This is a genomic window from Emticicia sp. BO119, assembly GCF_013912375.1.
Taxonomy (GTDB): domain Bacteria; phylum Bacteroidota; class Bacteroidia; order Cytophagales; family Spirosomataceae; genus Emticicia.
Map to the genome: position 1 here is coordinate 362,824 of NZ_JACETV010000003.1, position 23,047 is coordinate 385,870.

The window sequence follows — 23,047 nt, forward strand, 5'->3', positions numbered from 1 at the left end:
TTCAGAATCTTACTGTTCCGTCAAAGCCCTCATGCTTAATCAAGGATTAGGCACACGCAAAAACCTGAAAAAAAACAGACCCATTCCCAACCCATTTTCTCCACCCCATTTGCCAGTCTCAATTTTTTAATTTATCTTTATCGCTAAGATACTTATTAACAAAGATAATGGAAAACAATCAGATAAGAAAAGTAAGAAAACTCAGCCAGCATTACGCCTACGCTTCTCTTCAGATGCACGAAACCATCGCCAAATCAGCCGGACTTTCAGGCACTGACCATAAATATTTAGGATTCTTCCTCGAAAAAGGACAAATGACCGCCGGAGAACTGGCCAACCTGTCAGGCCTCACTACAGGTGCTGTTACCGGCCTTATAGATCGCTTTGAAAAGAAAGGCTTTGTAAAACGTCAGTTCGTCGAAAACGACCGCCGTAAGGTAATCATCAAAGCCGACACCGAAAAAATCATGGCATTGTTTGTACCCTTGTACAAAGATTTTCGCAGCGCCTCAGAAGAACTCCTCGCTTCCTTTGTCGATACTGAAATGGCAATACTTGAAACCTATTTTTCAAAAGCCATTGCAATCATGGAAAACACAACCTATAAACTCAGCAATCCCCATGAAAAACAGTCCTGAATACATACTTGGTTTTCACCAGACCAGCCACGCAAAGCTCCCCATAGTCGGGGGCAAAGGCGCCAATCTGGGCGAACTTGCCCGGATTGAGGGCATCTGCGTACCTGATGGCTTTTGTGTTTCAACAGACGCTTTCAGAAGAATCATGGCAGAAAACCCGGTGATTAACAAACTACTGGCGCAACTATCTCTGTTGAAAACAGAAGACCGTGCCCTGATAGCCGGGCTAAGCCACAAGATTCGCACCTCCATCACAGACACCCCCATTCCTCCCGATATAACAGCAGAAATCATCAGGCATCTCGCAACAGCGGGCAAGGAGCAAGCCTATGCTGTGCGCTCAAGTGCAACCGCAGAAGACCTCCCGACGGCGTCTTTCGCAGGCCAGCAGGATACCTTTCTCAATGTCATCGGGCAAGAGTCAATCCTGCAACATATCAGTCAATGCTGGGCATCATTATTTACCGAAAGAGCCATATTTTACCGCATTCAGAACAACTTCCCTCACCACAAAGTCTACCTCTCGGTGGTTATACAGCGCATGATTTTCCCACAGGCATCGGGAATTATGTTTACTGCCGACCCTATCAGCGGCAACCGGAAAGTCCTGTCCATCGATGCAGGCTTCGGATTAGGCGAGGCACTCGTATCCGGTCTTGTAAATCCCGATGTTTACAAAGTCGCTGACGATACAGTTATCGACAAAAAAATAGCAACCAAGAAAATAGCCATTGATGCCTTACCTGGCGGAGGCACCAACGAACAGAAAATTGCCCCCGAAAAGCAGAATAAACAAGTGCTTGCCGATGAGCAGATTTTATCACTTGCGCGCATGGGCAGGCAGCTTGAAGCCCATTTCGGTAGCCCGCAGGATATTGAATGGTGCCTGGCCAATCAGAAATTTTATATAGTTCAGAGCCGCCCTGTTACCACTTTATACCCCATTCCCAAACAAGAAGATGAACAGAATCATGTTTACCTGTCAGTAGGCCATGCACAGATGATGACAGACGCCATGAAACCGCTCGGGTTGGCTGTCTGGTTACTAACCACGCCTGCCACCATGCGTGTAGCGGGTGGAAGGCTGTTTGTGGATGTAACTCCCATGTTGCTTTCCCCAAAAGGCCGCCCATCAATAATTGACACTTTAGGCAGGTTCGACCCTCTCGTAAAAGATGCCCTCACTACCCTGATTGACCGCGGAAATTTTATAAAGTCGCTGCCGGAAGATGAAAATGAGCCGGATTCAGATAAAGGCAACAAAAGCACCCCTCCTCCAAATTACCAGGCCCTCAATAACTATGATTCGCTCGGCGGAGCGGCAAAAGTTGTGGCTGGTTTAATAAAAAATAGTACGGCCTCCATAGAGACCTTAAAGCAAAACATTCAGCTGAAATCCGGAGCAGAAGTGTTTGATTTTATTCTCGAAGATATTAAGGAATTAAAACAGACCGTACACGCCCCGCAGAGTTTTGGAGCCATAATGACCGGTATGAATGCGGCGGTATGGATAAACGAAAAAATGAACGAATGGTTAGGCGAGAAAAACGTAGCAGATACCCTTTCTCAGTCTGTACCCAATAATGTTACCGCCGAAATGGGGTTGGAACTCATAGACGTGGCAGATTTGATCAGGCCTTATCCTCAATTAATTGACTACCTGAAACACACAAAAAACGATAATTTTCTGGACAAACTACCTGATTTTGCAGGGGGAACAGAAGCGAAAAAAGCCATTGAAGCCTATCTTGATAAATATGGTATGCGGTGTGCCGGAGAAATTGATATTACGAGAACCCGCTGGGCTGAAAAGCCATCAATACTTATTCCGGCAATGCTTAATAATATCAAAAGCTTTGAAACCGGAGCAAGCAAACAGAAATTTGAACAGGGGCTACAAGAGGCTTTGAAAAAAGAGCAGGACTTATCAGAACGCTTGAAGCAGTTGCCGGATGGAGAACAAAAAGCCCGAGAAACCAAACAAATGATTGCTTTGGTGCGTGACCTGGCGGGTTATCGCGAATACCCCAAATATGCCATGATTAGCCGCTATTTCATCTATAAACAGGCATTGCTGAAAGAAGCTAAAAAGCTGGTGCAGGCGAAAGTTATCCACGAAAAAGAAGATATTTTCTACCTCAGTTTTGAAGAACTACGTGAAGCAGTATCCACCCATCAATTAGATTATACCCTTATCCGCCAACGGAAAGAAGATTTCAAAAACTATGAAAAACTAACCCCACCAAGGGTAATGACCTCTGACGGCGAAATTATTACAGGTCAGTACAAACGCGAAAATCTTCCTGGCGGAGCCATCATTGGCTTAGCTGTTTCCTCTGGTATAATTGAAGGACGAGCCCGCGTAATTCTGAACATGGAAGACGCCGACCTCGAAGAAAACGACATATTAGTCACAGCCTTCACCGACCCGAGTTGGACACCCCTCTTCGTCTCCATCAAAGGCCTGGTAACCGAAGTAGGTGGCCTAATGACCCACGGCGCAGTCATCGCCCGCGAATACGGCTTACCAGCAGTTGTAGGCGTAGAAAACGCCACTAAACTGATTAAAGATGGCGATAGAATCAGGGTGAACGGCACTGAGGGGTGGGTGCAAATCCTCACTCAATAATCCATTTCTTTCCGTTGGCTGCTCATTCAATCGGCGTTGGTCTCAGAAGTAATGGAGGCGAGACTTTTTTTAAAGAGATAAGACCCCACTCTCTCATCCTCCGCCATGCCGGGGGTCAGAGTGGGGTTCATTCCCCAGTGAAAAATTTCTATACAAAACCTTTAATTCTGCCAACAAGATTAGCTACTTATTTCCCAACAGCTCATTCAGATATTACAAACCGGACCACCTCATAGCCCTATCAAAATCTGACAAAGCACATACCAGAGCATAACCTAACGCACCCGATAAAGCATACACCAAAGCATAAGCTAAAGCAACACTAAAGCACGCACCAAAGCATTGACAGTATAAATAAACAAATAAACAAAGAAATTATTTAAACCATTAAACCAGAAAAGTATAATGTCGAAACCATAGTTCCGACAACAGCCTTGAAAAAAAATTTAAAGTCTGTTTAACCCGATAATAGATTCGCCCAGACTCATTCGCTCAGACTACCAACAGTTCAATTTCAGACAAAAAACCTCAGAACACTTTGAAAGTCCGATTCAAAACCTGAAATTTACCGGAATCACACAACAATTACTGCTATGACCGAAGAGAAAAACAAGAGCAATACAGGCGGCCGGGGTAAAACCCGCTATACCCCCGAATTTGACGAGCAAGCCTACAATTACTGCCTGCTGGGCGCTATGGACGAAGACCTCGCCCGTTTCTTTACAATTTCTGTCACTACCCTCAACAACTGGAAAAAGAAATACCACAGCTTCCGTGAAGCCATCAGGGTCGGAAAAGAATTTGCCGATATGAAAGTAGCCGGAAGCCTGTACAAAAGAGCCATTGGCTATACCTATCAGGAAATCATTTCACAGGCAGCAAAAATACCTGTAAAAAAGGCAGGAATGGAAGAGACAGCCAGTGAAGAATCTCAGCCTGATAGCAACAACAGTCTCAGAACCGTAAAAATAATCACAAGAGAAGTGGCCCCCGACACCCGGGCACAGATATTCTGGCTCAAAAACCGTCAGCCAAAGCATTGGAGAGAAAAACAGGAGATAGACCACACCACAGGCGGCGAAAAACTACCCGTCATCACCATCTTTGAACTCCCCAATGATGGCCGCAACGACTGAGAAAACACTACCACAAAAGGCGGTTTAGCAGCAGGTCTCAACAAAACGTTTTGTTTGCACTATAACCCCGACAACACACAACAAAGATACAATGACAGCCCCGACAATCGAAAAAATACGCCCACAAGCCGGTTATCAGCTATTGGCCCTCTCGTCAGGCGCCGACATCGTAATAGGTGGTGCAGCAGCAGGCGTGGGCAAAACGTTTTGTTTGCTCCTTGACCCGCTCAAACATATTACACAGGTAGAAGGCTTTGGCGGAGTGGTGTTCCGGCGAACCACCACACAGGTAAAAAACGAAGGCGGCCTCTGGGATACCTCCATGAACCTCTATTCAAAAATCCCCAATGCCCGCCCCCGTGAATCGAGTCTGGAATGGCTCTTCGAGTTAGACAGCAATCGGGTCAACAAAATCAGGTTTGCACACCTCGAACACGAAAAGAATGTGCTCCACTGGCAAGGTTCACAGATACCCTTCATCGGTTTCGACGAACTGACGCACTTCACCGAGAAGATGTTCTTTTACCTGCTCTCACGCAACAGGTCAGTATGCGGCATCAGACCTTATGTGCGTGCCACCTGCAACCCGGACCCCGAAAGCTGGGTCTACAACCTGATTGAATGGTGGATAGGTGACGACGGCTTCCCGATACCCGGGCGAAACGGCACTATCAGGTATTTCACTAAAAACGGCTCTAACTATATCTGGGGCAATAGCATTGCCGAAGTGTACGAAAAAGCAGCTTTTTTTCTCAATGATATTCTCAAAGAATCAGACTTGAAAAAAGAGCATTTCATCAAGTCTATCACCTTTGTATCAGGTTCGGTTTATCACAACCGAAAACTGCTCGAAAAAGACCCCTCCTATATCGGCAATCTGCTGGCACAAGACGAACAAACCCAGACCCAGCTACTCAAAGGCAACTGGAAATTTGTACCCTCAGACCTCGACATTTACAAATACGAGGATTTCCTCGGCGTATTCAACAATACCTACCAGACCCGCACGGCAGATAGATATATCACGGCCGACATCGCACTGGAAGGCTCCAGCAAGTTTGTAGTGGGTTATTGGGAAGGGAAATCCCTCGAAGACCTCGCCATCATCGACAAATCCAAAGGCAACGAGATCATTGACACCATTATAGAAATGGCACAGAAATACAAAGTACAAAACAGGAACATCGCTTATGATTCAGATGGCATTGGTGGCTTCATCGACGGTTTTATTATCGGCTCTACCCCCTTTCATGGTGGGGCGGCGGTTATCCCTGTCAAAGACCCGCTCAGTGGCAGAATCATCAAAGAAGACTACCTCAACCTCAAAACACAACTCTATTATCGCTCAGGCTATGCTGTATCCAAAGGCCAGTACAGAATTACAGCCGAAGTAGCCAACCGGATGTATGACGATAAAATGACTGTCCGCCAACGATTCATGTACGAGCGCAAAGCCATCAAAAAAGACAGAGCAGACACCGATGGCAAAAAACGTATTATTCCCAAAGAACAAATGAAAGTAACCCTCAACAACCAATCCCCCGATTTAATGGATATGCTTATGATGCGTGAACTATTTGAACTAAAACCAAAATATGATTTAGGAGCTTATTAACCAAGCCATACCAATACTCCCTCATCTTTTGTAGTACACCCCTCTGGCACACATTTTTAGTACTACAATATGAGTAATTATTTCTGTACCTTTGAGTGCATTTAACATAACAACCAATGACAACCAGACCAATTATTTTAATTGAGGACGATATTGACGATAAAAAGTTTTTAGAAGAGGCATTTATTGAACTGTCCATTAAAAATCCATTGCTTTGGTTTGATACCTGCAAGGCAGCCAAGAATTTCCTTAAATCTACTACCGACCAGCCTTTTATTATTTTCTGTGATATAAATCTGCCCGGTCAAAGCGGCATTGAGCTAAAACGGGAAATAGATGCAAGCGAAGAGTTAAGAGAAAAAACTATCCCGTTTGTATTTTATACCACCACAGCCAATCAGGATTATATCAAAGAGGCTTATACCAAACTAACCGTGCAGGGTTTTTTCCAGAAAAGCCACGATTTCGAACAAACCAAAAAAGACATTCAGCTAATTGTAGAATACTGGAAACGGTGTCTGCATCCTAACTGACATCCTCAGTGCCACGCCTGTCTTCTTCCGAAAACAGGTGTGGCACAGGTGGCAAAGGCGCAATCAACTTCCCTGCCAGCAGAATAAGCAGAGCAATTACAGGGCAGGCAGCCATAATAGCCGTCAACGGAATACTCGTACCATTGCCCAGCCACCCCACTAAAGCAGTAGCCGACGCCCCGAAGCTCATTTGTATAGCGCCCATCAAGGCAGAGGCACTTCCGGCATCTTTGGTGAACGGAGCCAGCGATAGAGCCGTTGTATTGGGTTGAATAAACCCCTGGCAGCTGATAAACACCAGAACAAACAGCACCATACTATTAAATGTATGTAAACCCGCAACACTCAGCCCCACCAGCAATAAACCCAGTACAGCCTGAATCGGCAATACGATCCGGATTATCGCCATACTGGTTCGCCTCCTGAGCACAAGGGTATTCAGCTGACTACTGCCGATAAGCCCTGCTGCCGTCATACCGAAAATATACCCATACTGCTGTTCGTTTACACCGTATATTTTCATAAACACCACCGCCGACCCGGCCAGATAAGCATATACTCCCGACGACACCACAGCCCCGCAAAGCGCATAGGTAATAAACTGGGTATTGGTAAAAATCCTGAAGAAATTAACACTCACCACCTTTGGGTGTAAAGACATTGACACATCGCCGGGTCGACTTTCGGGCAGGAAAAAGAATACAGTAATAAGCAACGAAAGTCCGATAATAACCTGTAACCAGAAAACCGACTGCCAGCCAGAACCAATAATCAGGTAGCTCCCGATAGTAGGAGCAATAATTGGTGAAACCCCTAAAACCAGCACCAGTAAAGAGAAAACCCTGGCAATTTCGTTAAGTGGAAAAATATCTCTGACAATGGCTCTGGGTGCCACAATACCCACACAACCACCCAATGCCTGAAAAAAACGAACGACAATGAGCATTTCAATAGAGGTAGACAAAGCGCAGCCCACCGACGCCAGTGTGTAAAGAAACAAGCCTATGAGCAAAGGCTTGCGCCGGCCAAAGCGGTCTAACAAAGGCCCGCAGATCATTTGCCCGATACAGATACCCAGAAAGAAACTTGAGATTGAATAAGAGACCGTATCAATACTTACATGAAAATCGGCGGCAATACTCGGAAACCCCGAAATATAGGTATCAATCGAAAAAGCCCCGATAGCCGAAAGCAAGCCCAGAATAATAATGAGATAAAAACGATTACCGCCCATAGGTTAGTTTTAAAAAAACCGTGCAATATAGGCAGAAAAACTTAAGTCCGGCAAACTGTTTTTCACTGGCTTTCAGGCATAGGTGCCGCAAAATAAGAATACATTGCTTCTTATTATATTTTATTCAATCTTTGTTTAAAACACTATTAATCAATTCTCTAAAATCAAGGTCTTCTGACTATGGCAAAGATTAACAGGAAATTCTTTTTCGACCGCTGCCGGCCTTTCTTTCCCAACGGTAAGCTCTCAACCAGACAGGTGCAGGGTTTAACTGCAATACTTGATGAATGGGAGGCAAATCACAACGACGACGACGACCGCTGGCTTGCCTATATGCTCGCAACGGTGCACCATGAAACCAGCACCACTTTTCAGGGCATTGAAGAGTTTGGCAAAGGGAAAGGCAGACCCTATGGCGAGAATCTGAAAATTGACAAAAAGACCCGCTACACCAATACCCCCAATATATTCTACGGCCGGGGCTTTGTACAGCTTACCTGGTACGAAAACTATGAAGCAATGGGTAAAATTTTAAATCAGGACTTCATCAGTCATCCCGAACTCGTCTTAGAGCTTGGCAACTCAACCAGAATCCTTTTTATTGGTATGCTCAGGGGTTTGTTTACAGGAAAGAAACTAAGCGACTATTTCAACGAAACCAAAGAAGACTGGAAGAATGCCCGAAGAATCATCAACGGCACCGATAAAGCCGAGCTAATAGCCACCGTTGCTAAAAACTACTATAGCTGTATCAGTTATATGATGTAGGCAGAAAGAATCAGGAGTGATTTTTCATGGGCAAAATGGTCTTTTAATTATTTATAATCCTTAATTAGTTTTACTTATACATTATCCTGTTGCTGAAACAATGATAACCGACAATACATTAATACTTTTTACCCGTCTATATCCGATTATCGGGATATTGATGTATCTTCTGTTATCTTCTCTTAAGGTTTATCAGATCAGGTATTTACAAAAGGTTAACTCTGAAACTATTTCAGCAGAAGATTACCCTGGCATACTTTCAGACAAATCTCAAACTGCTGATAATTTCCTCAAATACCTGATTACCTACCTTTTCAAATATAAGGCTGACGAATGGAAGGTTGATGATAAAATCGAAGGAAATAAAAGAATAAAACGCAATGTTACAATCCTTGATGGTTTCATTACATTCCTCAAACCCTATTTAGTAGTTAGTTTCATCTGGTATTTTCTCCAGGCATGGGCAGAAAATAAATTGTTTTACAATGAACTAACAATCACCTTAGGTGAAATCCAGGTTTTACTCACATGGATACAGAATCATTTCTATATCAAAACCCTTAATTCCAACCGTTATCTGATATTTGTATTACTTGCCATTATTTGTATGCTGATTCCGTGGCTGTACGACAAAGATGTAAAAGTAAAGAAGGTGAAAAAGCATTTTACCAATAGCCTTGTTTACCTCAGTATCTTAGGATCTATCTCTTTTTTTGGAGCAAAGACCGGAAATTTTGTGGCGGAGAAAAGCGATAAGTTGAAAAAACTTGCTTTTGAGATTGAGGCAATTCATGATAACATTTATGTAAATGTAGCAAAGGCAGTTTTAATAAGTGATTTTCAGGAAAGCATCGAAAAGAATAATGCTTTTATTAACGCGAAAGTTCAGAAAATAAACGAACTGAAAAACGACCTGACATCCTCCGTTCCTGAAACAATCAACAATCATCTTTTTCAGATTGAGTCTAATATTCTTGATAATTTAATCATACAAATAAAGGCCCAAAGCGATGCCGCCGTTCACTCACAGTATGGAATAATACTGAAGCCTTTAACGACTACAAAAACTGATAATATCAGTAAGAACAGACATGAATCAATTAGCTTATTATTAGAAAAAACGCAATCGAACGAAAGCCAGATAACCTATCTTAAAAATGAAGAAAACTGGAATGTGGATCGAGGCAACAAGATGAATAACTCTATTAAAGAGTTTATTAATTCTGAATCTTATCAAAGAAACTGGGAAAAAGTCATTGAGGCACTTTTCGATTATCTATTAGATAACGGCCTGTCTGGTTTCCTGAAATCGAACACTATAAATATGCCAGAATACAAATCTATAAAGAAGGCAATCGCTCTCCTACTCACAGAAAACTACAGAAGCCATTTTACAAAGAAAGTTACCAAAGTTTTGATAGAAGCAAGCAATAAATTATATGAAAAGGCTCATATAACCTTGAACGAGTCTTCTCCTATTAATACATTATTAGATAAGACTGACATTCAGTATTTAGAGAACCTTGAGCATTTGGCAATTGCCGAGATAAAAGTTGCCAGACAAAAAGAACAGGCAGAAGCCAGAGCTCAACGCTTGCTTGAAGCAGAAGCTCAAAGAGAGGCGCAAATAGCTACAGAAAAGATGAATGCATTAAGAAGCAAAAGTACCTGGGAAAAGATGCGGATGGCTTTTTTGGCAGATTTAAAATCAGGAGATTTCCCAAACCTGAAAGGGGATAATAGAAGTATGTTTCTAAAGGCATTTGAAGAATGGGACAATTATATTAAAGATATAAACTATGAGACATTAAAAAACTCGGATATTGAAAAAATCTTCAAAGAATACTCAAAAAAACACCCGGATTTAATGGCTGCCTGGGGGTACTTGGTAATTGGTAATTACTATAATGAAATCAGATTTGCGTTTCCTAAAGTAAAGGCCATTAAACCGATTCATGGCATAGTCTATTATGCCTCAAAAGCTCATGACACAAAAGGTTTGCTGGGATTAGATGTGGGGGCTATATTTGGTTCAACTGGAGTAGAAATTAAAACGGGTAATACTAATAGCTATCACCTACCTGAAATAGTTGATGCTTATATTATGGATCAATTACTTAATATATATACTACAGAAGTAAATGAATATGTAGGGAAATTTTGCCCAGTCAAATAGGAAGAAAATTCTAACTATAATAAGTGAAGATGTAAATCATTAGTGCCTCCATTTAAATCGAAAAGACTTAATCATTCCCTGTTCAACAAAGATGTAACTATCTGCCTTTTCCGAATTGTTGTTTGTCAGTGATTAAACTGTCAACTCAAAAAAACACCTTTCTGCCAATCTCCATTAAAAAGTTAATTTATAACAAGGCAATGATTCTAAGGTAAATTACCCATTGTTTTCCTTTCTCTACACAAGTGGCACGAATATTTAGTGTACTACAATATGTTTATCATTTTAAACAGTCTATCACACAACATAATCTTTTAAAACTATGAAACAGGCAGAAAAAAAGAAGTTCATCAAAGAGCAAGTAGAGAAACACAACGAGGATATTAATTCGAATACCAGAAAGGCGGTGGAAGACGCCATCAATGATACACCCAATCCACCTGAGGCCAATACAACCCAAAATGCCGTAATAGGTGCGGTTTTAGGTACAATTGTAGCCGGGCCTGTAGGTCTGGTAATCGGAGGTGCAATTGGCTCTACCATCGAAAGCGATGAGAAAAAGGAGTACAATGAGGTCTATCAAGACACTAAGGAAGAGTTGAAGAAAAAGTAATGAACCTTACACTCTACAGCACCTATCCAAAGTATGTAACGGGTATCGGTGATAATAGTATTCATACCATTTCGTTTTGAAATGGTATGACTCATAAATAATTTTAAAACAGTATCAATATGCAGAAGCTACCAATATATCTGTTTGTGGTTTGTATGGCATTACTGGCAGGATGTTCTCCACAGTATAAAATACTGAAATCAAATCAGGTGGATAATTTCAGTCTCACTCAATATAAAAGTTTTGGATTCTATGAGATTGAAGCAAAAGGTGACACCTTACCGGAACGATTCACCGAAAACCTTAATCTGATAAAAAATGCCATCAGCCGTAATCTGGTTTCCAAAGGATTGACGCAAAGCAATGAGCCGGATTTGAAAATAAACCTTGCCATAGTAGTAAAGGAAAAAATCCAGACAAGAAGAACCGATTTCCGGACGGATGCCCCCCGTTATATCGGCCAACGGCGGTACTCCTGGAAAAGCGAGGAGATAGAAACAGGACGATACAGAGAGGGGACTTTGTTACTCGATTTTGTAAATTCCAGCCAGAATAAGCTGGTCTGGAAAGGCGGCATAGAAGGCATACTCCCCGAAAAGCAGACAAAATTTGAGGAGGGTATAAACAAGGCATTACAAGAACTGATCGCACCTTTGTAGCATTCAGTTCATAGAGAATACACAAGGCCGGTTGGATAATTTGTTTACTTACTATCTGTAGATACCGGCGGGTTCGACAGCAATTTATAATCTTCTCTCACAGGATAGAAAACATCATAAATTTTACAATCTGTCAGTGCCTTTCCTCTATGAATGACATTGGGTGGAATAACTGCCAGAAGGCCATTTTCATAAACCTTTGTTTCCTGACCAATGGTCAGTTCAAACCTCCCTTCTAAAACAGTAGTAATCTGCTCATGAATATGCGCGTGCATTGGCAGAATCGCCCCTTTTTCAATCTCCCAATAAGCTAAAGTAAGTTTATCAGTATGAACAAATCTGGCTTTAAATCCTGTAATTACTTCGATTAATGCTAACTCTGAAATATTAATCATGGCCGTATAATTTTATGTTCGAGGCTTGCCGCAGGGTTGGAATTGTTGCTGTATCTGCCTGGCAACTGAAGCCGATTAAATTACTGATATTGAAATTAAATATTATAAATACTAAAAGCTAAATAGAATTCGGTCTGCCCGATATTCGCTGATAGTAGTAGAACTGATGATGGTTATTCCGTCCGCCAGCCTTACGGCAAACCTTTTGTTGTGCCGTCGTACCTTGCTTCTCTTAGTCAGATTACTCGCTTCACTAAAGGAATTTTACGAATCAACCCAACAAACATAAAGGAAAATACAATGCTTAAAATGCAGGCTATAATATATTTAACAGATGGCTTAAGCATTAAAGATTCCAGCATAATAGTAACTCCAACTACAACAGCAGAATGGAAAATATAAACCCCGTATCTATTTTCTCTTATTATTGATAATGTAGAATTTGTAGCATTGAGTTTTTTGTTAAATAGATGAAGGAAAAAACCACAGAATCCAATACACAAAAAAACCTGAGCGAATGAAAGAGAAACTGACTCCCAGGTAATGCCCGAAACAAATTTATTAACAATAGTTGGTTCTGTTGAAAGAAGATAAATAATAACGCAAAAGTAAGCGGCTGCAATGAGTGAGATGGGAAACCATATTATTGCCACTTTTCTGGAAATATCATCAAGCCAATGCTTCCTGAATACTAAGAGTCCCAATGCATACATGAAAATGTAAGGAGTGATATTGGAAAACTCTATACCAATAAAATTTTGTCCAAGAGGAAAAAATTGTCGCACAATTAGCGTAAGACCACCACAGAGAAGAATAACCGCCAATATATTTATATGTGTAGGGATGTTATCGGGTATGCTTTTAGAAATAGAAAAATGAGGTTTTATAAATTTCCAATAGGCTATATATACTAATTCAAAAATTATCAACACCAGAATAAACCACACATGAGAGGTATAGGGTTTTGTGTTTTGCTGTAATACATAATTAAACCACGACAATTGGGTTGTCTGATTGTGTATTTCAATAAAATATAAAATACTTGGGGCAAAAATAATCATTACAAATAATAAAGGCACCACCAGGCGAATCAATCTTCCTTTTATAAATCTGGATACGCCTTTTTTCTCTAATGAAGGTATTGTTAAAAAAGCGGAAATGAAAAAGAAAAGGCTCATAGAAAATGATGCCTCGAGTCCGGTTATGGTTGAAAGAAAAATTTGAGCCGTGCCAGGTAGTTTTTCAGACGTAACATAGCACCAGCCGCCCATTGTCCCGTAGGCAATACTAACATGATGGAGTACAACCAGAATAGATAGACATATCATTAAATTATCTAAATAATACAGTCTTTTCATTTTCTACATCTAATTTAACATTCGGACAAATGTCTTGAAAAGGGACTTGAATGTATGCGGCACAACTGACGGATTTAGTAAAATTACAAAAAAAAATCAAAAGTTCTTATTGATTCCATAGTCATATACGAAGAAAAGCAACGGACACTGCCTGACTATGGCAGTGGATTGAATCATTTATCAAGAGGCGAAGACAAATCTTTACTGGAAATATTAGTTTGGCTCACATTTGCTTCTACAAATGCAAGTCCGGTGCAGACATGGCACAGTTAATCAAAACCTGATAACCTTCAAATCCTTAAAATATCCGATTGTACCAATATCAACCCATAAGCCAATTGTGCCGCTTGTGGTTTTGCCTAATAGTTTATCTACGATAAAAGTCGAGTATCTGACATCATTGATATACATCTCTGCCCACGGACCTTTTACTTCAATGCGCATTGTAATCCAGTCATTAAGGTCTACAGGGGCGGTAGTTTCGTATTTGCCATTAGCTTCCTTGCGCAAGCGGTCAAATTTATAATCAGGATACGCATAGTACTGAACTGTTTTGTTTCTGAATAATTGGTTATCCGACCTCCCGACTTTTGGTCTCAGATAAATATTCTCAAAGGCTGTATCGTTTTCATTAATTCTGAAAGCAATCCCGATAAACCCTTGTGCAGAAGCAAAAGGCGAAGGGTTCTGAATCTGACTTAACATCTTCACTTCAATGATTCCATCTTCCAGGTCGAGGTTCAATAATCTGGCATAAGTGGGTTCATCAACGGTTGTACCCAATCTGTTTACATCAAAAGGAATCGCTTTTAAATCCCTTTCAATCTTTAACACCTTTTCACCATTTAGTTCAACAACCGAGCCTGTCACGTTTTTCAGTTCAAAGGTCTGGTTATTCAAAGTTACCTTTTGCGCCTGTAAAGCGAAGGCGCAAAGGTTTAATAAGAAAATCGCAGATATTTTTTTCATTTTACTGGATTTTTAAATCGTATATTAAATCTTTCCCTCTGCTTCGGCAACCGTAACAGTCTTGCCCAACGCCCCGAACTCATGCAAATCACCTAATACCTCTATACGGATTGACTGGTCTAACCCACCCACACGAACAGGCACAAAACCATTTGCCTCAATCAGGTTTTCCACTGCTTCGTTGATGCTTGCCTCATCAGTAGCATAAAACAATACTGAGGCAGGTTGCTGGTTGGCTGCATGGGCTAAAGAGGCCGCACCTAAAGTACCCAGCGCTTTGGCTAACTTTGCACCCTTTGGTAAGAGCGAAGCATTGATTTGCCCGGCAGATTCGTCTGTGCCGATGATTTTGTCAAAACCGCCTTTCTGGTTCGGTGCAATCGGGTTTGAAGGGTCGATGATAATTTTGCCTTGTAGCAATGTCTCATACTGGTAGAAAAGTTCTTTGATAGCCGAAAACCAGACAGCCATAACAATAACCTCTGCTTCTCTGATGGCCTCTCCGATGCTTGAAGGTGTGGCAAGACTGCCCAGTTGCGTTGCAAAGCCAATGGCTTTATCAAGGTTTCTGTCGGCTATAATTACTGCCCTGTTATTGTTTACCAGGTTCTTTGCTACAACCTGACCTATCGTTCCAAGGCCGATGATAGCTATTTTTGAAGTGTTTGCTGCTTGCATTATCTTAATTATTTATGATTAATTTGATAATGCAAAATTAGGCTATGGGGCTGGTTAGCGTCCTTAACCTATCTTAAGAAATACCCTTAATGTAGATTAAGATTTGTCGCTTATTTTCTGGTTAAATCTTTACGTACTTTACTTAAAAACTCAGGTGTAATACCTAAATAAGAGGCGATTTGTGTATTAGGAAGACGATTGGCCAGATTGGGGTATTGCTCCAGAAAACTCAGATAGCGTTGCTCGGCAGTTGAACTGAAGGTTTGCAGAACCCGGTTTTGTAACTCTACAAATTTGTTCTCAATGATAACCTTAAAAATACGGTCGAGCTTGGGAATATTGATATAGAGAAAGTATAAATCCTGCCTCTCAATCTGAATAACTTCTGCCGGTTCAATGGCTTCAATAAACAGTTTGCTTGGTTTTTGGGAATGGAAACTCCCTATGTCGGCAATCCAGTCGTTTTCGGCAGCAAACTGGATATTATGTTCATAGCCTTTGTCGTCAATGCCATACATTTTAAAGCAGCCGGATACAACAAAAGAGTAATGCTTACACACAAAGCCCTCTTGTAGAATCATCTGTTTTCTTTTGATTTTCCGCTCTTTTACCCTGCCTTCCAACAGTTGTATTTCAGCTTCATTCAGGGGGATATATTTCTGAAAATGATTGATAAGGGCTTGCATGGTGCATAGATATTTGCGGCTAAGTTAGGGATTTTTTAAACTTACCGCACAAAACTAAGCCACGGCCGCATCCTGTTCGCTATATTTATTCCTTGTCCATGCTCAAAAACAGCTCCCTGTGCTTACCAGTGCCACCCCCTTTTGCGGACGAGTATAGGGGTGACACGAGGACTAATCCTTCACAAACACCACCTTGATAGCCCGTATTTCTCTTATCCATCTTGCCTGTTTTTTGTCTTGCAGGGCAATCAGTCGGAATGGGCCTTCGCCTGTGGGGAGTGGTGCGCCGTCTTTTTCTGTAACCAATAGTACTACGTTGGTTGTAAATTCAGGGTCTAATTCGGGCAATGAATAAACCACTTCGTAGCCGTCGGCAGCTTTTACGAGTACAGCTTTAGCCAGGTTTTCTCCTCTGAGTTTGCCGCCAAGTGTTACTCCGGCTTTTTCGAGTACTTCTACCAATGCTACACCCTTGTATTCATGTTCTTTGCCCTCTTTGCCTTTGGTTTTATAGGTCTGCTGTTTATAGCTGGCCAGGTCTTCTTTCTTTAGTTCAAGCGGGGTTAATACCTCACCGCTGATGCTTAGGGTAGCCGTATTTTGTGCATGGCTAAGCAAAGAGATACTCAAAAATAAGATAAGCAGGCGATAGCCAATGTTTCTGATATTTCTCATTGTTTCTGCGAATAATTAATGTCTGAAAATGCCGGATTATTAATAAAGGTTGTATCTGTGAGCATATGTAAAAAAGCCATTATATCTGCTTTTTCGGTGGCGTTTAACAAGAGTGTCTTCCCTCCTTTTTCATTAGACGTCCCTCTCAGAAAAGTACTCAATGTGGCACTCTCCTGTAGGTGTTCGTTGTAATGGTCAATTACTTCTTCCAGTGTTTTGAATCGGCCGTCATGCATATACGGGGCTGTCAGGGCGATATTTCTCAACGTAGGTACACGGAATCTGCCCTTGTCGCTTGCTTGGTGGCTGATGGCTTCTATGCCTGTGTCTTTAGGGGCGGCATCCAGGCCGTTGTTATGAAATAGCTCTTTAAAAGTTTTCGGCCCACCGTGGCAATGTCCGCAATTAGCCCCTCTCATACCTCTTTCCGGCGCAGGAGCTTCCATAAAAAGAGTCATACCTCTTAATTCCTGCGAAGTGGGTTGATAAGTACCTGCCAGATAACGGTCATAGGGCGAATCAGCGGATATGAGGGTGCGTTCAAACTGCGCCAAAGCCTTTCTGATTTTATCGGCATCAATATTTGCTGTGCCGAATGCCTTTTTAAACAAAGCAGGATAAACAGGTGTTTGTTGTAATTTTCTGACCGATTCATCCAACGACTGTCCCATTTCATGCGGATTAGTCATCGGAAAAACCGCCTGGTCTTCGAGACTTGCAGAACGGCCATCCCAGAAAAAATTACGTACCCAGAGCAGATTCACCAATGCCATTGCGTTCCTGCTCGTCAATGATTTATCAACCCCTACACTTAAAGCCCTCCCATCACTGAAAGCCAGTTTCTGCTGATGACAACTGCCACAGGAAAGTGAATTATCAGCCGATAGTTGTTTTTCATAAAACAGCATCCGCCCCAGATGCACCCCTTCTTTGGTCAAAGGATTATCTGCGGGAATCGTGAACCTCCCACCGAAATTAGCAGGATAGACCAATGGATAAGGCTCAGGCTTCCCATCATCCACCTTTAAAGCACTCAAAACCACCTTCAGCAAAGCCACACACAATAACAACCATTTGCGTTTGATTCTGGGTAATATGTGCGTATAATGGTTCATTTATTGAGCGAACAATATAGTAAGAAACAAGGTTTAGTATAAATACTTGATTCCTCCATAATTCATCGATATATATTTAAAGATATATCGCTAAGATAATGAAAAAACTGAAGTATGAAATTCGTTAAAATAAGATTAGATAAGATTGAGTAGTTCCTGTTCGGCATCAGCCACAGCTCTTAGTTTATCGCCCAGTTTTTTATAGGTCTCTATCACCTGTTTACCAGATTCAGTAAGTTCAGCACCACCTCCATTCTGACCACCTTTGTGAGTAATCACGTAAGGATTTTTGCCAAGTGTATTTAAAGAACTTACCATATCCCACGCTTTTTTGTATGACATTCCCATTTTCTGAGCTGCTTTCACAATAGACCCTGTTTCTGCAATCCCTTCAAGCAACTGGATTCTACCCGGCCCTAAAAACTTGACATCATCTATAAAAACCCAATGGCTCAGGCTTATTCTTATGTTTCTTTCCATGCTGTAAAGTTATTTGTGGTAAAGATACTTCCTGCTATAATATGTATAAATACTGGGCCGAAAAGTTGAGCATATCAAGTATGAAAAAGTAACTTTGAACCACAATCAATTAACAATTTTATTAATTCGGTGATTAATATTTATTTCTCTCCATTTTTACCCATAATACGTTCGGTTTTTATTAAGCTATGTATTAAAATGACAGAATGACTACTTTATAAATGTCTTGTTCAGCCATTCGACACAGGTTTCCCAGCTTTCAACAGGAATTTTGGCATGATACATATCTTTCAGCACTACAAATTCCTTTTGATTACCCGGTATAAGGTCATATAGTTCTCTGGCTTTTTCAACTGTAAACAACTCGTCTTTATCACCAATGCCTACCATAATCGGAATACGCATATCCTGCTGTATTCTCAGGTCTTTTGTAGGTATCATGGTTACAAACCGAAGTGTATAAGTATAATTGTACAAAGGATCTTTTGAAACGACCATCCCCTCGCGGTAATATTCCACCGCCTGATGCGATGGGCGAAGGATAGAGTTAGCTACAATTTTGGCTTTCTGGAAAGCTGTAGGTGATACTACTTCAGCTTCTTTTTTACGTTCATACGCCGCAGAGAGCAATATCAGCCCCGTCAATTCCTTCGGCACAGCATTAGCCACAGTTATGGCTGAAACTACTCCAAGACTATGCCCCATCACTACCACTTTTGGAAATCCAAGCCCTTTGATATACTTAATCGACTCTGCCAGATCGGCCGTAAATCTTTCCTTACCCGGACTATCTGCGCGATTACCATCCGACAAGCCATGCCCTCTGTAATCAAGCCCAAAAGTTGTATAACCACCGGCGGCTAAGGTTTTTCCGGCCATATCATAAGCACCACTATGGGCCGTAATTCCATGAAAAATCAATACTGCAAGGTCTTTTTTGGAGTCGACAATGCTATCAGGATTCCATCTTCGTAAAAACAACACTTCACCGTCGGTGGTTGTGAGGGTATCATGTGGGCCGACATAATTTTGTCTTAATTTTGCTGCCTCTTCAGGTGTAACGCCCACATGGCCGGTTCTTGATTCGTTAGGCCAAAAAGCTAATATCAATCCGATTACAAGGGTAACACCTATCAGTAAGAGTAATATATACATGGTTCTTTTGAGTATTTTTTTCATAGAATAGGGTAATTAGAGGTATGTACAAAAATAAATGAAATAAGTACTATTTTGCCAAAAAGGATGTGAGAATTTTTGCAGCTAAACAATGACAATATATAGTCTAAATATTTATTCAGCATTTGTAACTGTTAAGCATCAATCTCATAAGTTACGCCCCTATTTGTCTAAAATCGTACCTCATTAATATCATTTGTCTTCTAACTCCAGAAATCTAAATAAAGCTTGTTAAAAGAACGCTTGCTTACTCATGAAGAATCTGAAATGCAATAGGTAATGAGTTCTGAAAATGTAATTGTAAATTTTTCGTATTTCAAAATTCTGAACCCCAATCACATTATCTGCTATTTATAACCCAAGTTTATCCATCATTGGCTTTTCATATTCGCCATCTTCTGCAGGGTATCTTAATGCTTTTTCAAACTTACCCGATTGCCTGGCTAATGCCCATATCAGGCTCTCTCCTGCCGGAATATTGGTTGGCATTGTCTCATAAATTTTGTCTGTATAGGCTTTATCGGCATCCATCACTTCCCAGCCATTGGCTTTAAAATACTGAATCAGGTCGTCTAAAAATAAAGCTGATGCTAAATTATGATGTAACAGTATCACATGATTAATGCGTCTGTTAGTTAGCTGATAAGCTAAAGAATCGTAGAACAATGCCCGATTGAAAAGGTGTTTTTTATAATACTCTCTGAATCCCGAAATATCAGCTTTTGAGTTTTCGTTTAATCTTTTGGCTAAACGGTTGGCTATGTACCAGTCTGAAGCATCGATGGTTACATGGCCATTTTTATAGCCTTTCTGCTTCATAAATGCTCTGAATCCTTCTACTTTTTCTTTTGTGTCACCTTCCTTTAAATAAGGAAATCTGAAATACTTACAATAGTTGCTGTATGCCTTGATGATAGAGTCGTTGCTGGTTAGTTCGAGCTCAAAAGATTCCAGGCTTGTATTCTTGCTGTTAAAGTTGGGGTGAGTAAAAGTATGATTGGCAATCAGATGCCCCGCATTATTCCACGATGACAACACGTACTTACCTAATGGCGTAGTCTTATTAGCCCCTGATGAAAACAGAATGGCTTTTAGTTTGTGCTTTCTCAGGTTTTGGAGCAATAGCTCATTCCAAACTTTCAGTTGGTAGCCACCCATATTGTCTGTACGCCCGTCGTCAAAGGTAAAGGCTATTTTCGGCTTTTCGGTTTGGGGTTTGGTGATGTGTGTATCTGACTTATTATTGCTGTTATAAGCAATGTTGAGGCCGGAAATGGTAGTGATGAGAATAAGAAGAAATTTATTCATAAGTATTAGTATATTCTTTGCTTATTAAAGCTAAAGATAATAAGTTTCTATTCCGGGCAAGTATATTTCTAAAAATTAAAATTTATGAATCTAAATAATCACAATGTAACCGGTTCAATTGCTATAACCTTTAGATAGTGGATTTACAAACGTTAAGTCATTAAGGTTTCAGTTCAAATGTCTACAATTAAAATAAAACGATTTATTCCTTTAAGGATTATAAAAAAACTGCGACAAACATCTATTAGATGGTTGCCCTGCAGAATATCTGAATATCATTGTCACAACAGTCTGAAAATCACAAAATCTGCTCAAAAAAATTGCCTCATTCTCACACCCTGCCTACCTTTGTCTTTCTCTCCAACAGGCTCATTAGTGATATACCCATAATCTTTTCAGACAGATATGGGATTTTTAAGTTTTGAATCATCCAACAAAAAAACAATCAACACTACTGCCAATTCGTCGGGCAATTTGTACAATCAACTACTTTTCAGCATTCCTTATAGGGGAATGCCCATCACTACTGAGTACAATCTGAACGAATATGTGAAGACCTACGCCAATAATTCATTGGTTTTTGCACTTATTGACTGGAAAGCGGGCAGGGCATCAGAGATAAAGCCTTGTCTCTATCAGGTAAAAGATAAAACACTGGCCAAAGAATACCGAAAGTTTAATGGTGTCTACCTCAGCACCTACGAGTTAAAACAATTGGCTATGCTCAAAGAACGTGCTTATGAAGAAATAGAGTTATCGACCATTACACCAACAGACCTCACCTATGGCAAAATCAAAAAGCTGTTCCGGCAGCCTGCGCCTCTCTTTACCTGGAAACAGTTCGTTTATCACTATATGTCATCGCGTGACGTTTCCGGTTTCTGTGTTATATGGGCCAATCGGGTGGGTAACTCACTCAGCAAAGTTACTATTGAAAGTCTGAATCCTCTACCCTCCCATCTGGTACAAATTATTGGTGGCACGCCCTTTGATCCTATTCAGGGCTATAAACTCATCAATGCCACCTATACTAAAGAGTTCAGAGCCGACGACTCCCTGTTACTCCGCAATCACTCTTTCAATTATGATAACCAGGGTAGCTTCCTTTATGGCACACCTCGTATCCAGGCAGCTCTCAACGAGATTGACACCTACAAAGCCGCTAAGCTACGTGAACTATACGGATTTCAGACAGGCGATAGCACCAATATACTGTTCCCGAGAGACAAAGAGGTATCACAGGATTACAACCAACAATCACCGCAGGAAAAACAGAATTTCAAAGACATTATTCTCCGGTTGTTCGGGCAAAAAAATCGTCAGAATGTGGCAGTGTCAGGCTTCCCCTTAGATGCAATCCGGTTAGATGCCCCTCTTTCGGAATCCCGTACACAAGAGGCACAAAAAGCCATCAGAGAGATATTAGGAGCAGTATGGCACATCAATCCTGTGTTATTAGGCTCACAGGAATCATCAAGCTACAACAACCTGAAAGAGGTGAGTAAAATATCTTTGCGTGACGGGGTTTTCCCTGAAATGCGGGAACTCTGCGAGAGCCTTCATGATTTCCTGATTGCTCCCACGCTCAAAGACCACGAACTCCAGTTCGACTACGATGTGTTTGAAGAATTCAGTCAGGATATAAAATATCAATCAGAAGCCCTTCGCAACATGGATTTCCTGAGTGATAACGAGAAAAGGGCGTGGCTTGAGTACACACCATTACCTGTTAAAGATGCCCGCATGGATTTGCCACAGAAATATTGGGTGGTGGATAGTACTGGTAATGGAAATAAGGTATAGGGAAGTGATTTTTTTAAGAACAAACGCTACTAACCAAAAAGTAAGTGGCGTTTGTTTTGAAGAAATAAACACCCTATCTTATCAATTCCCTGATTTCAATATAATTTCACCGTATTCTTTCTTAAACTTATTATACTCTTTAGTGGTGATTAGCCTTAAGTCAAGTAAATTCTTTTTTTCTTCCGGTAGCTTGATTGCCTGTTGTTTACTTGGTTTCAGAGCAGGATTAATCACCTCATCTAAATTCATTGCTTTTCTGTGTTGTCAACCCAGACAAACTCCTGATAATTTTTTATATATTTAATGAACTCCTTATTTGTGAGCTGTTCGAAATTCAGGGTATCCTGAGAAAATGTTTTAACCCCGGGCAGAAATAAACACAGCAAGAAAAATGTAATCCTTC

Annotated in this window: 22 protein-coding genes; 10 read left to right on the top strand and 12 right to left on the bottom strand. The window is 41.0% G+C overall.

The annotated features are described in order from the left end of the window. Positions 1-167: 167 nt before the first annotated feature. The 5 genes from H1R81_RS12935 (at position 168) to H1R81_RS12955 (ending at position 6,551) form a co-directional block, all read left to right on the top strand. Positions 168-638, top strand: coding sequence for a MarR family winged helix-turn-helix transcriptional regulator (locus H1R81_RS12935; RefSeq protein ID WP_181841143.1), 471 nt, complete (start codon positions 168-170; stop codon positions 636-638). After that, positions 622-3,267 (top strand): phosphoenolpyruvate synthase, encoded by a 2,646-nt coding sequence (ppsA, locus tag H1R81_RS12940; RefSeq protein WP_181841144.1) that lies wholly within the window; start codon positions 622-624, stop codon positions 3,265-3,267. The genes H1R81_RS12935 and ppsA overlap by 17 nt, the downstream gene beginning before the upstream one ends. 593 nt (positions 3,268-3,860) lie before the next feature. Then, positions 3,861-4,403 (top strand): helix-turn-helix domain-containing protein, encoded by a 543-nt coding sequence (locus H1R81_RS12945; RefSeq protein WP_181841145.1) that lies wholly within the window; start codon positions 3,861-3,863, stop codon positions 4,401-4,403. Positions 4,404-4,494: 91 nt separating this feature from the next. Continuing rightward, a complete protein-coding gene (locus H1R81_RS12950; RefSeq protein ID WP_181841146.1) occupies positions 4,495-6,018 on the top strand; it encodes a terminase large subunit domain-containing protein in 1,524 nt (507 codons plus the stop codon). A 116-nt stretch (positions 6,019-6,134) separates the two neighbouring features. Next, positions 6,135-6,551, top strand: coding sequence for a response regulator (locus H1R81_RS12955; RefSeq protein ID WP_181841147.1), 417 nt, complete (start codon positions 6,135-6,137; stop codon positions 6,549-6,551). Here the strand turns inward: H1R81_RS12955 and H1R81_RS12960 are convergent. Continuing rightward, the gene (locus H1R81_RS12960) at positions 6,544-7,785 is read right to left on the bottom strand and encodes a multidrug effflux MFS transporter (protein WP_181841148.1); all 1,242 of its coding nucleotides are present in this window, start codon (positions 7,783-7,785) and stop codon (positions 6,544-6,546) included. The genes H1R81_RS12955 and H1R81_RS12960 overlap by 8 nt on opposite strands. A 180-nt stretch (positions 7,786-7,965) precedes the next feature. Between H1R81_RS12960 and H1R81_RS12965 the strand changes: the two genes are divergently transcribed. The 4 genes from H1R81_RS12965 (at position 7,966) to H1R81_RS12980 (ending at position 12,001) form a co-directional block, all read left to right on the top strand. Next, positions 7,966-8,553 carry a glycoside hydrolase family 19 protein gene (locus H1R81_RS12965; RefSeq protein WP_181841149.1) on the top strand — a complete coding sequence of 196 codons (588 nt, stop codon included), beginning with the start codon at positions 7,966-7,968 and terminating at the stop codon, positions 8,551-8,553. Between the two features lie 100 nt (positions 8,554-8,653). Next, positions 8,654-10,729 carry a hypothetical protein gene (locus H1R81_RS12970; RefSeq protein ID WP_181841150.1) on the top strand — a complete coding sequence of 692 codons (2,076 nt, stop codon included), beginning with the start codon at positions 8,654-8,656 and terminating at the stop codon, positions 10,727-10,729. A gap of 322 nt (positions 10,730-11,051) precedes the next feature. Beyond that, positions 11,052-11,342, top strand: coding sequence for a hypothetical protein (locus H1R81_RS12975; RefSeq protein WP_181841151.1), 291 nt, complete (start codon positions 11,052-11,054; stop codon positions 11,340-11,342). A 119-nt stretch (positions 11,343-11,461) separates the two neighbouring features. Next, positions 11,462-12,001 carry a DUF4136 domain-containing protein gene (locus H1R81_RS12980; RefSeq protein WP_181841152.1) on the top strand — a complete coding sequence of 180 codons (540 nt, stop codon included), beginning with the start codon at positions 11,462-11,464 and terminating at the stop codon, positions 11,999-12,001. A gap of 44 nt (positions 12,002-12,045) precedes the next feature. On the opposite strand, the gene H1R81_RS12985 is transcribed toward H1R81_RS12980, so the two are convergent. The 10 genes from H1R81_RS12985 to H1R81_RS13030 all read right to left on the bottom strand — a co-directional run bounded on the left by H1R81_RS12985 (position 12,046) and on the right by H1R81_RS13030 (position 20,841). Then, positions 12,046-12,396, bottom strand: a complete 351-nt coding sequence (locus H1R81_RS12985; protein WP_181841153.1) for a cupin domain-containing protein — start codon at positions 12,394-12,396, stop codon at positions 12,046-12,048. A gap of 236 nt (positions 12,397-12,632) precedes the next feature. After that, positions 12,633-13,754, bottom strand: coding sequence for an acyltransferase family protein (locus H1R81_RS12990; protein WP_181841154.1), 1,122 nt, complete (start codon positions 13,752-13,754; stop codon positions 12,633-12,635). 273 nt (positions 13,755-14,027) lie between these two features. Next, positions 14,028-14,723: a hypothetical protein gene (locus tag H1R81_RS12995; protein ID WP_181841155.1), complete on the bottom strand. Its 696-nt coding sequence runs from the start codon at positions 14,721-14,723 to the stop codon at positions 14,028-14,030. 24 nt (positions 14,724-14,747) lie between these two features. Next, positions 14,748-15,401 (bottom strand): NADPH-dependent F420 reductase, encoded by a 654-nt coding sequence (locus H1R81_RS13000; protein WP_181841156.1) that lies wholly within the window; start codon positions 15,399-15,401, stop codon positions 14,748-14,750. Positions 15,402-15,511: 110 nt separating this feature from the next. Then, the gene (locus H1R81_RS13005; RefSeq protein WP_181841157.1) at positions 15,512-16,087 is read right to left on the bottom strand and encodes a Crp/Fnr family transcriptional regulator; all 576 of its coding nucleotides are present in this window, start codon (positions 16,085-16,087) and stop codon (positions 15,512-15,514) included. Between the two features lie 171 nt (positions 16,088-16,258). Beyond that, positions 16,259-16,762, bottom strand: a complete 504-nt coding sequence (locus H1R81_RS13010; RefSeq protein WP_181841158.1) for a molybdopterin-dependent oxidoreductase — start codon at positions 16,760-16,762, stop codon at positions 16,259-16,261. Then, positions 16,759-17,877, bottom strand: a complete 1,119-nt coding sequence (locus H1R81_RS13015) for a cytochrome-c peroxidase (RefSeq protein ID WP_181841159.1) — start codon at positions 17,875-17,877, stop codon at positions 16,759-16,761. Before H1R81_RS13015 ends, H1R81_RS13010 begins: the two co-directional genes overlap by 4 nt. A gap of 135 nt (positions 17,878-18,012) precedes the next feature. Next, on the bottom strand, positions 18,013-18,357 hold the full coding sequence (locus H1R81_RS13020) for a winged helix-turn-helix domain-containing protein (RefSeq protein WP_181841160.1): 345 nt from the start codon (positions 18,355-18,357) through the stop codon (positions 18,013-18,015). 210 nt (positions 18,358-18,567) lie between these two features. Further along, on the bottom strand, positions 18,568-19,536 hold the full coding sequence (locus H1R81_RS13025) for an alpha/beta hydrolase (RefSeq protein ID WP_181841161.1): 969 nt from the start codon (positions 19,534-19,536) through the stop codon (positions 18,568-18,570). 348 nt (positions 19,537-19,884) lie between these two features. Continuing rightward, complete coding sequence (locus H1R81_RS13030) at positions 19,885-20,841, bottom strand: polysaccharide deacetylase family protein (protein ID WP_181841162.1); 957 nt, start codon at positions 20,839-20,841, stop codon at positions 19,885-19,887. A gap of 405 nt (positions 20,842-21,246) precedes the next feature. Here H1R81_RS13030 and H1R81_RS13035 point away from each other — a divergent pair, with 405 nt between their 5' ends. After that, complete coding sequence (locus H1R81_RS13035; protein ID WP_181841163.1) at positions 21,247-22,644, top strand: phage portal protein; 1,398 nt, start codon at positions 21,247-21,249, stop codon at positions 22,642-22,644. Between the two features lie 81 nt (positions 22,645-22,725). Here the strand turns inward: H1R81_RS13035 and H1R81_RS13040 are convergent, their stop codons facing one another. Next, positions 22,726-22,893, bottom strand: coding sequence for a hypothetical protein (locus H1R81_RS13040; protein ID WP_181841164.1), 168 nt, complete (start codon positions 22,891-22,893; stop codon positions 22,726-22,728). Positions 22,894-23,047 lie beyond the last annotated feature (154 nt).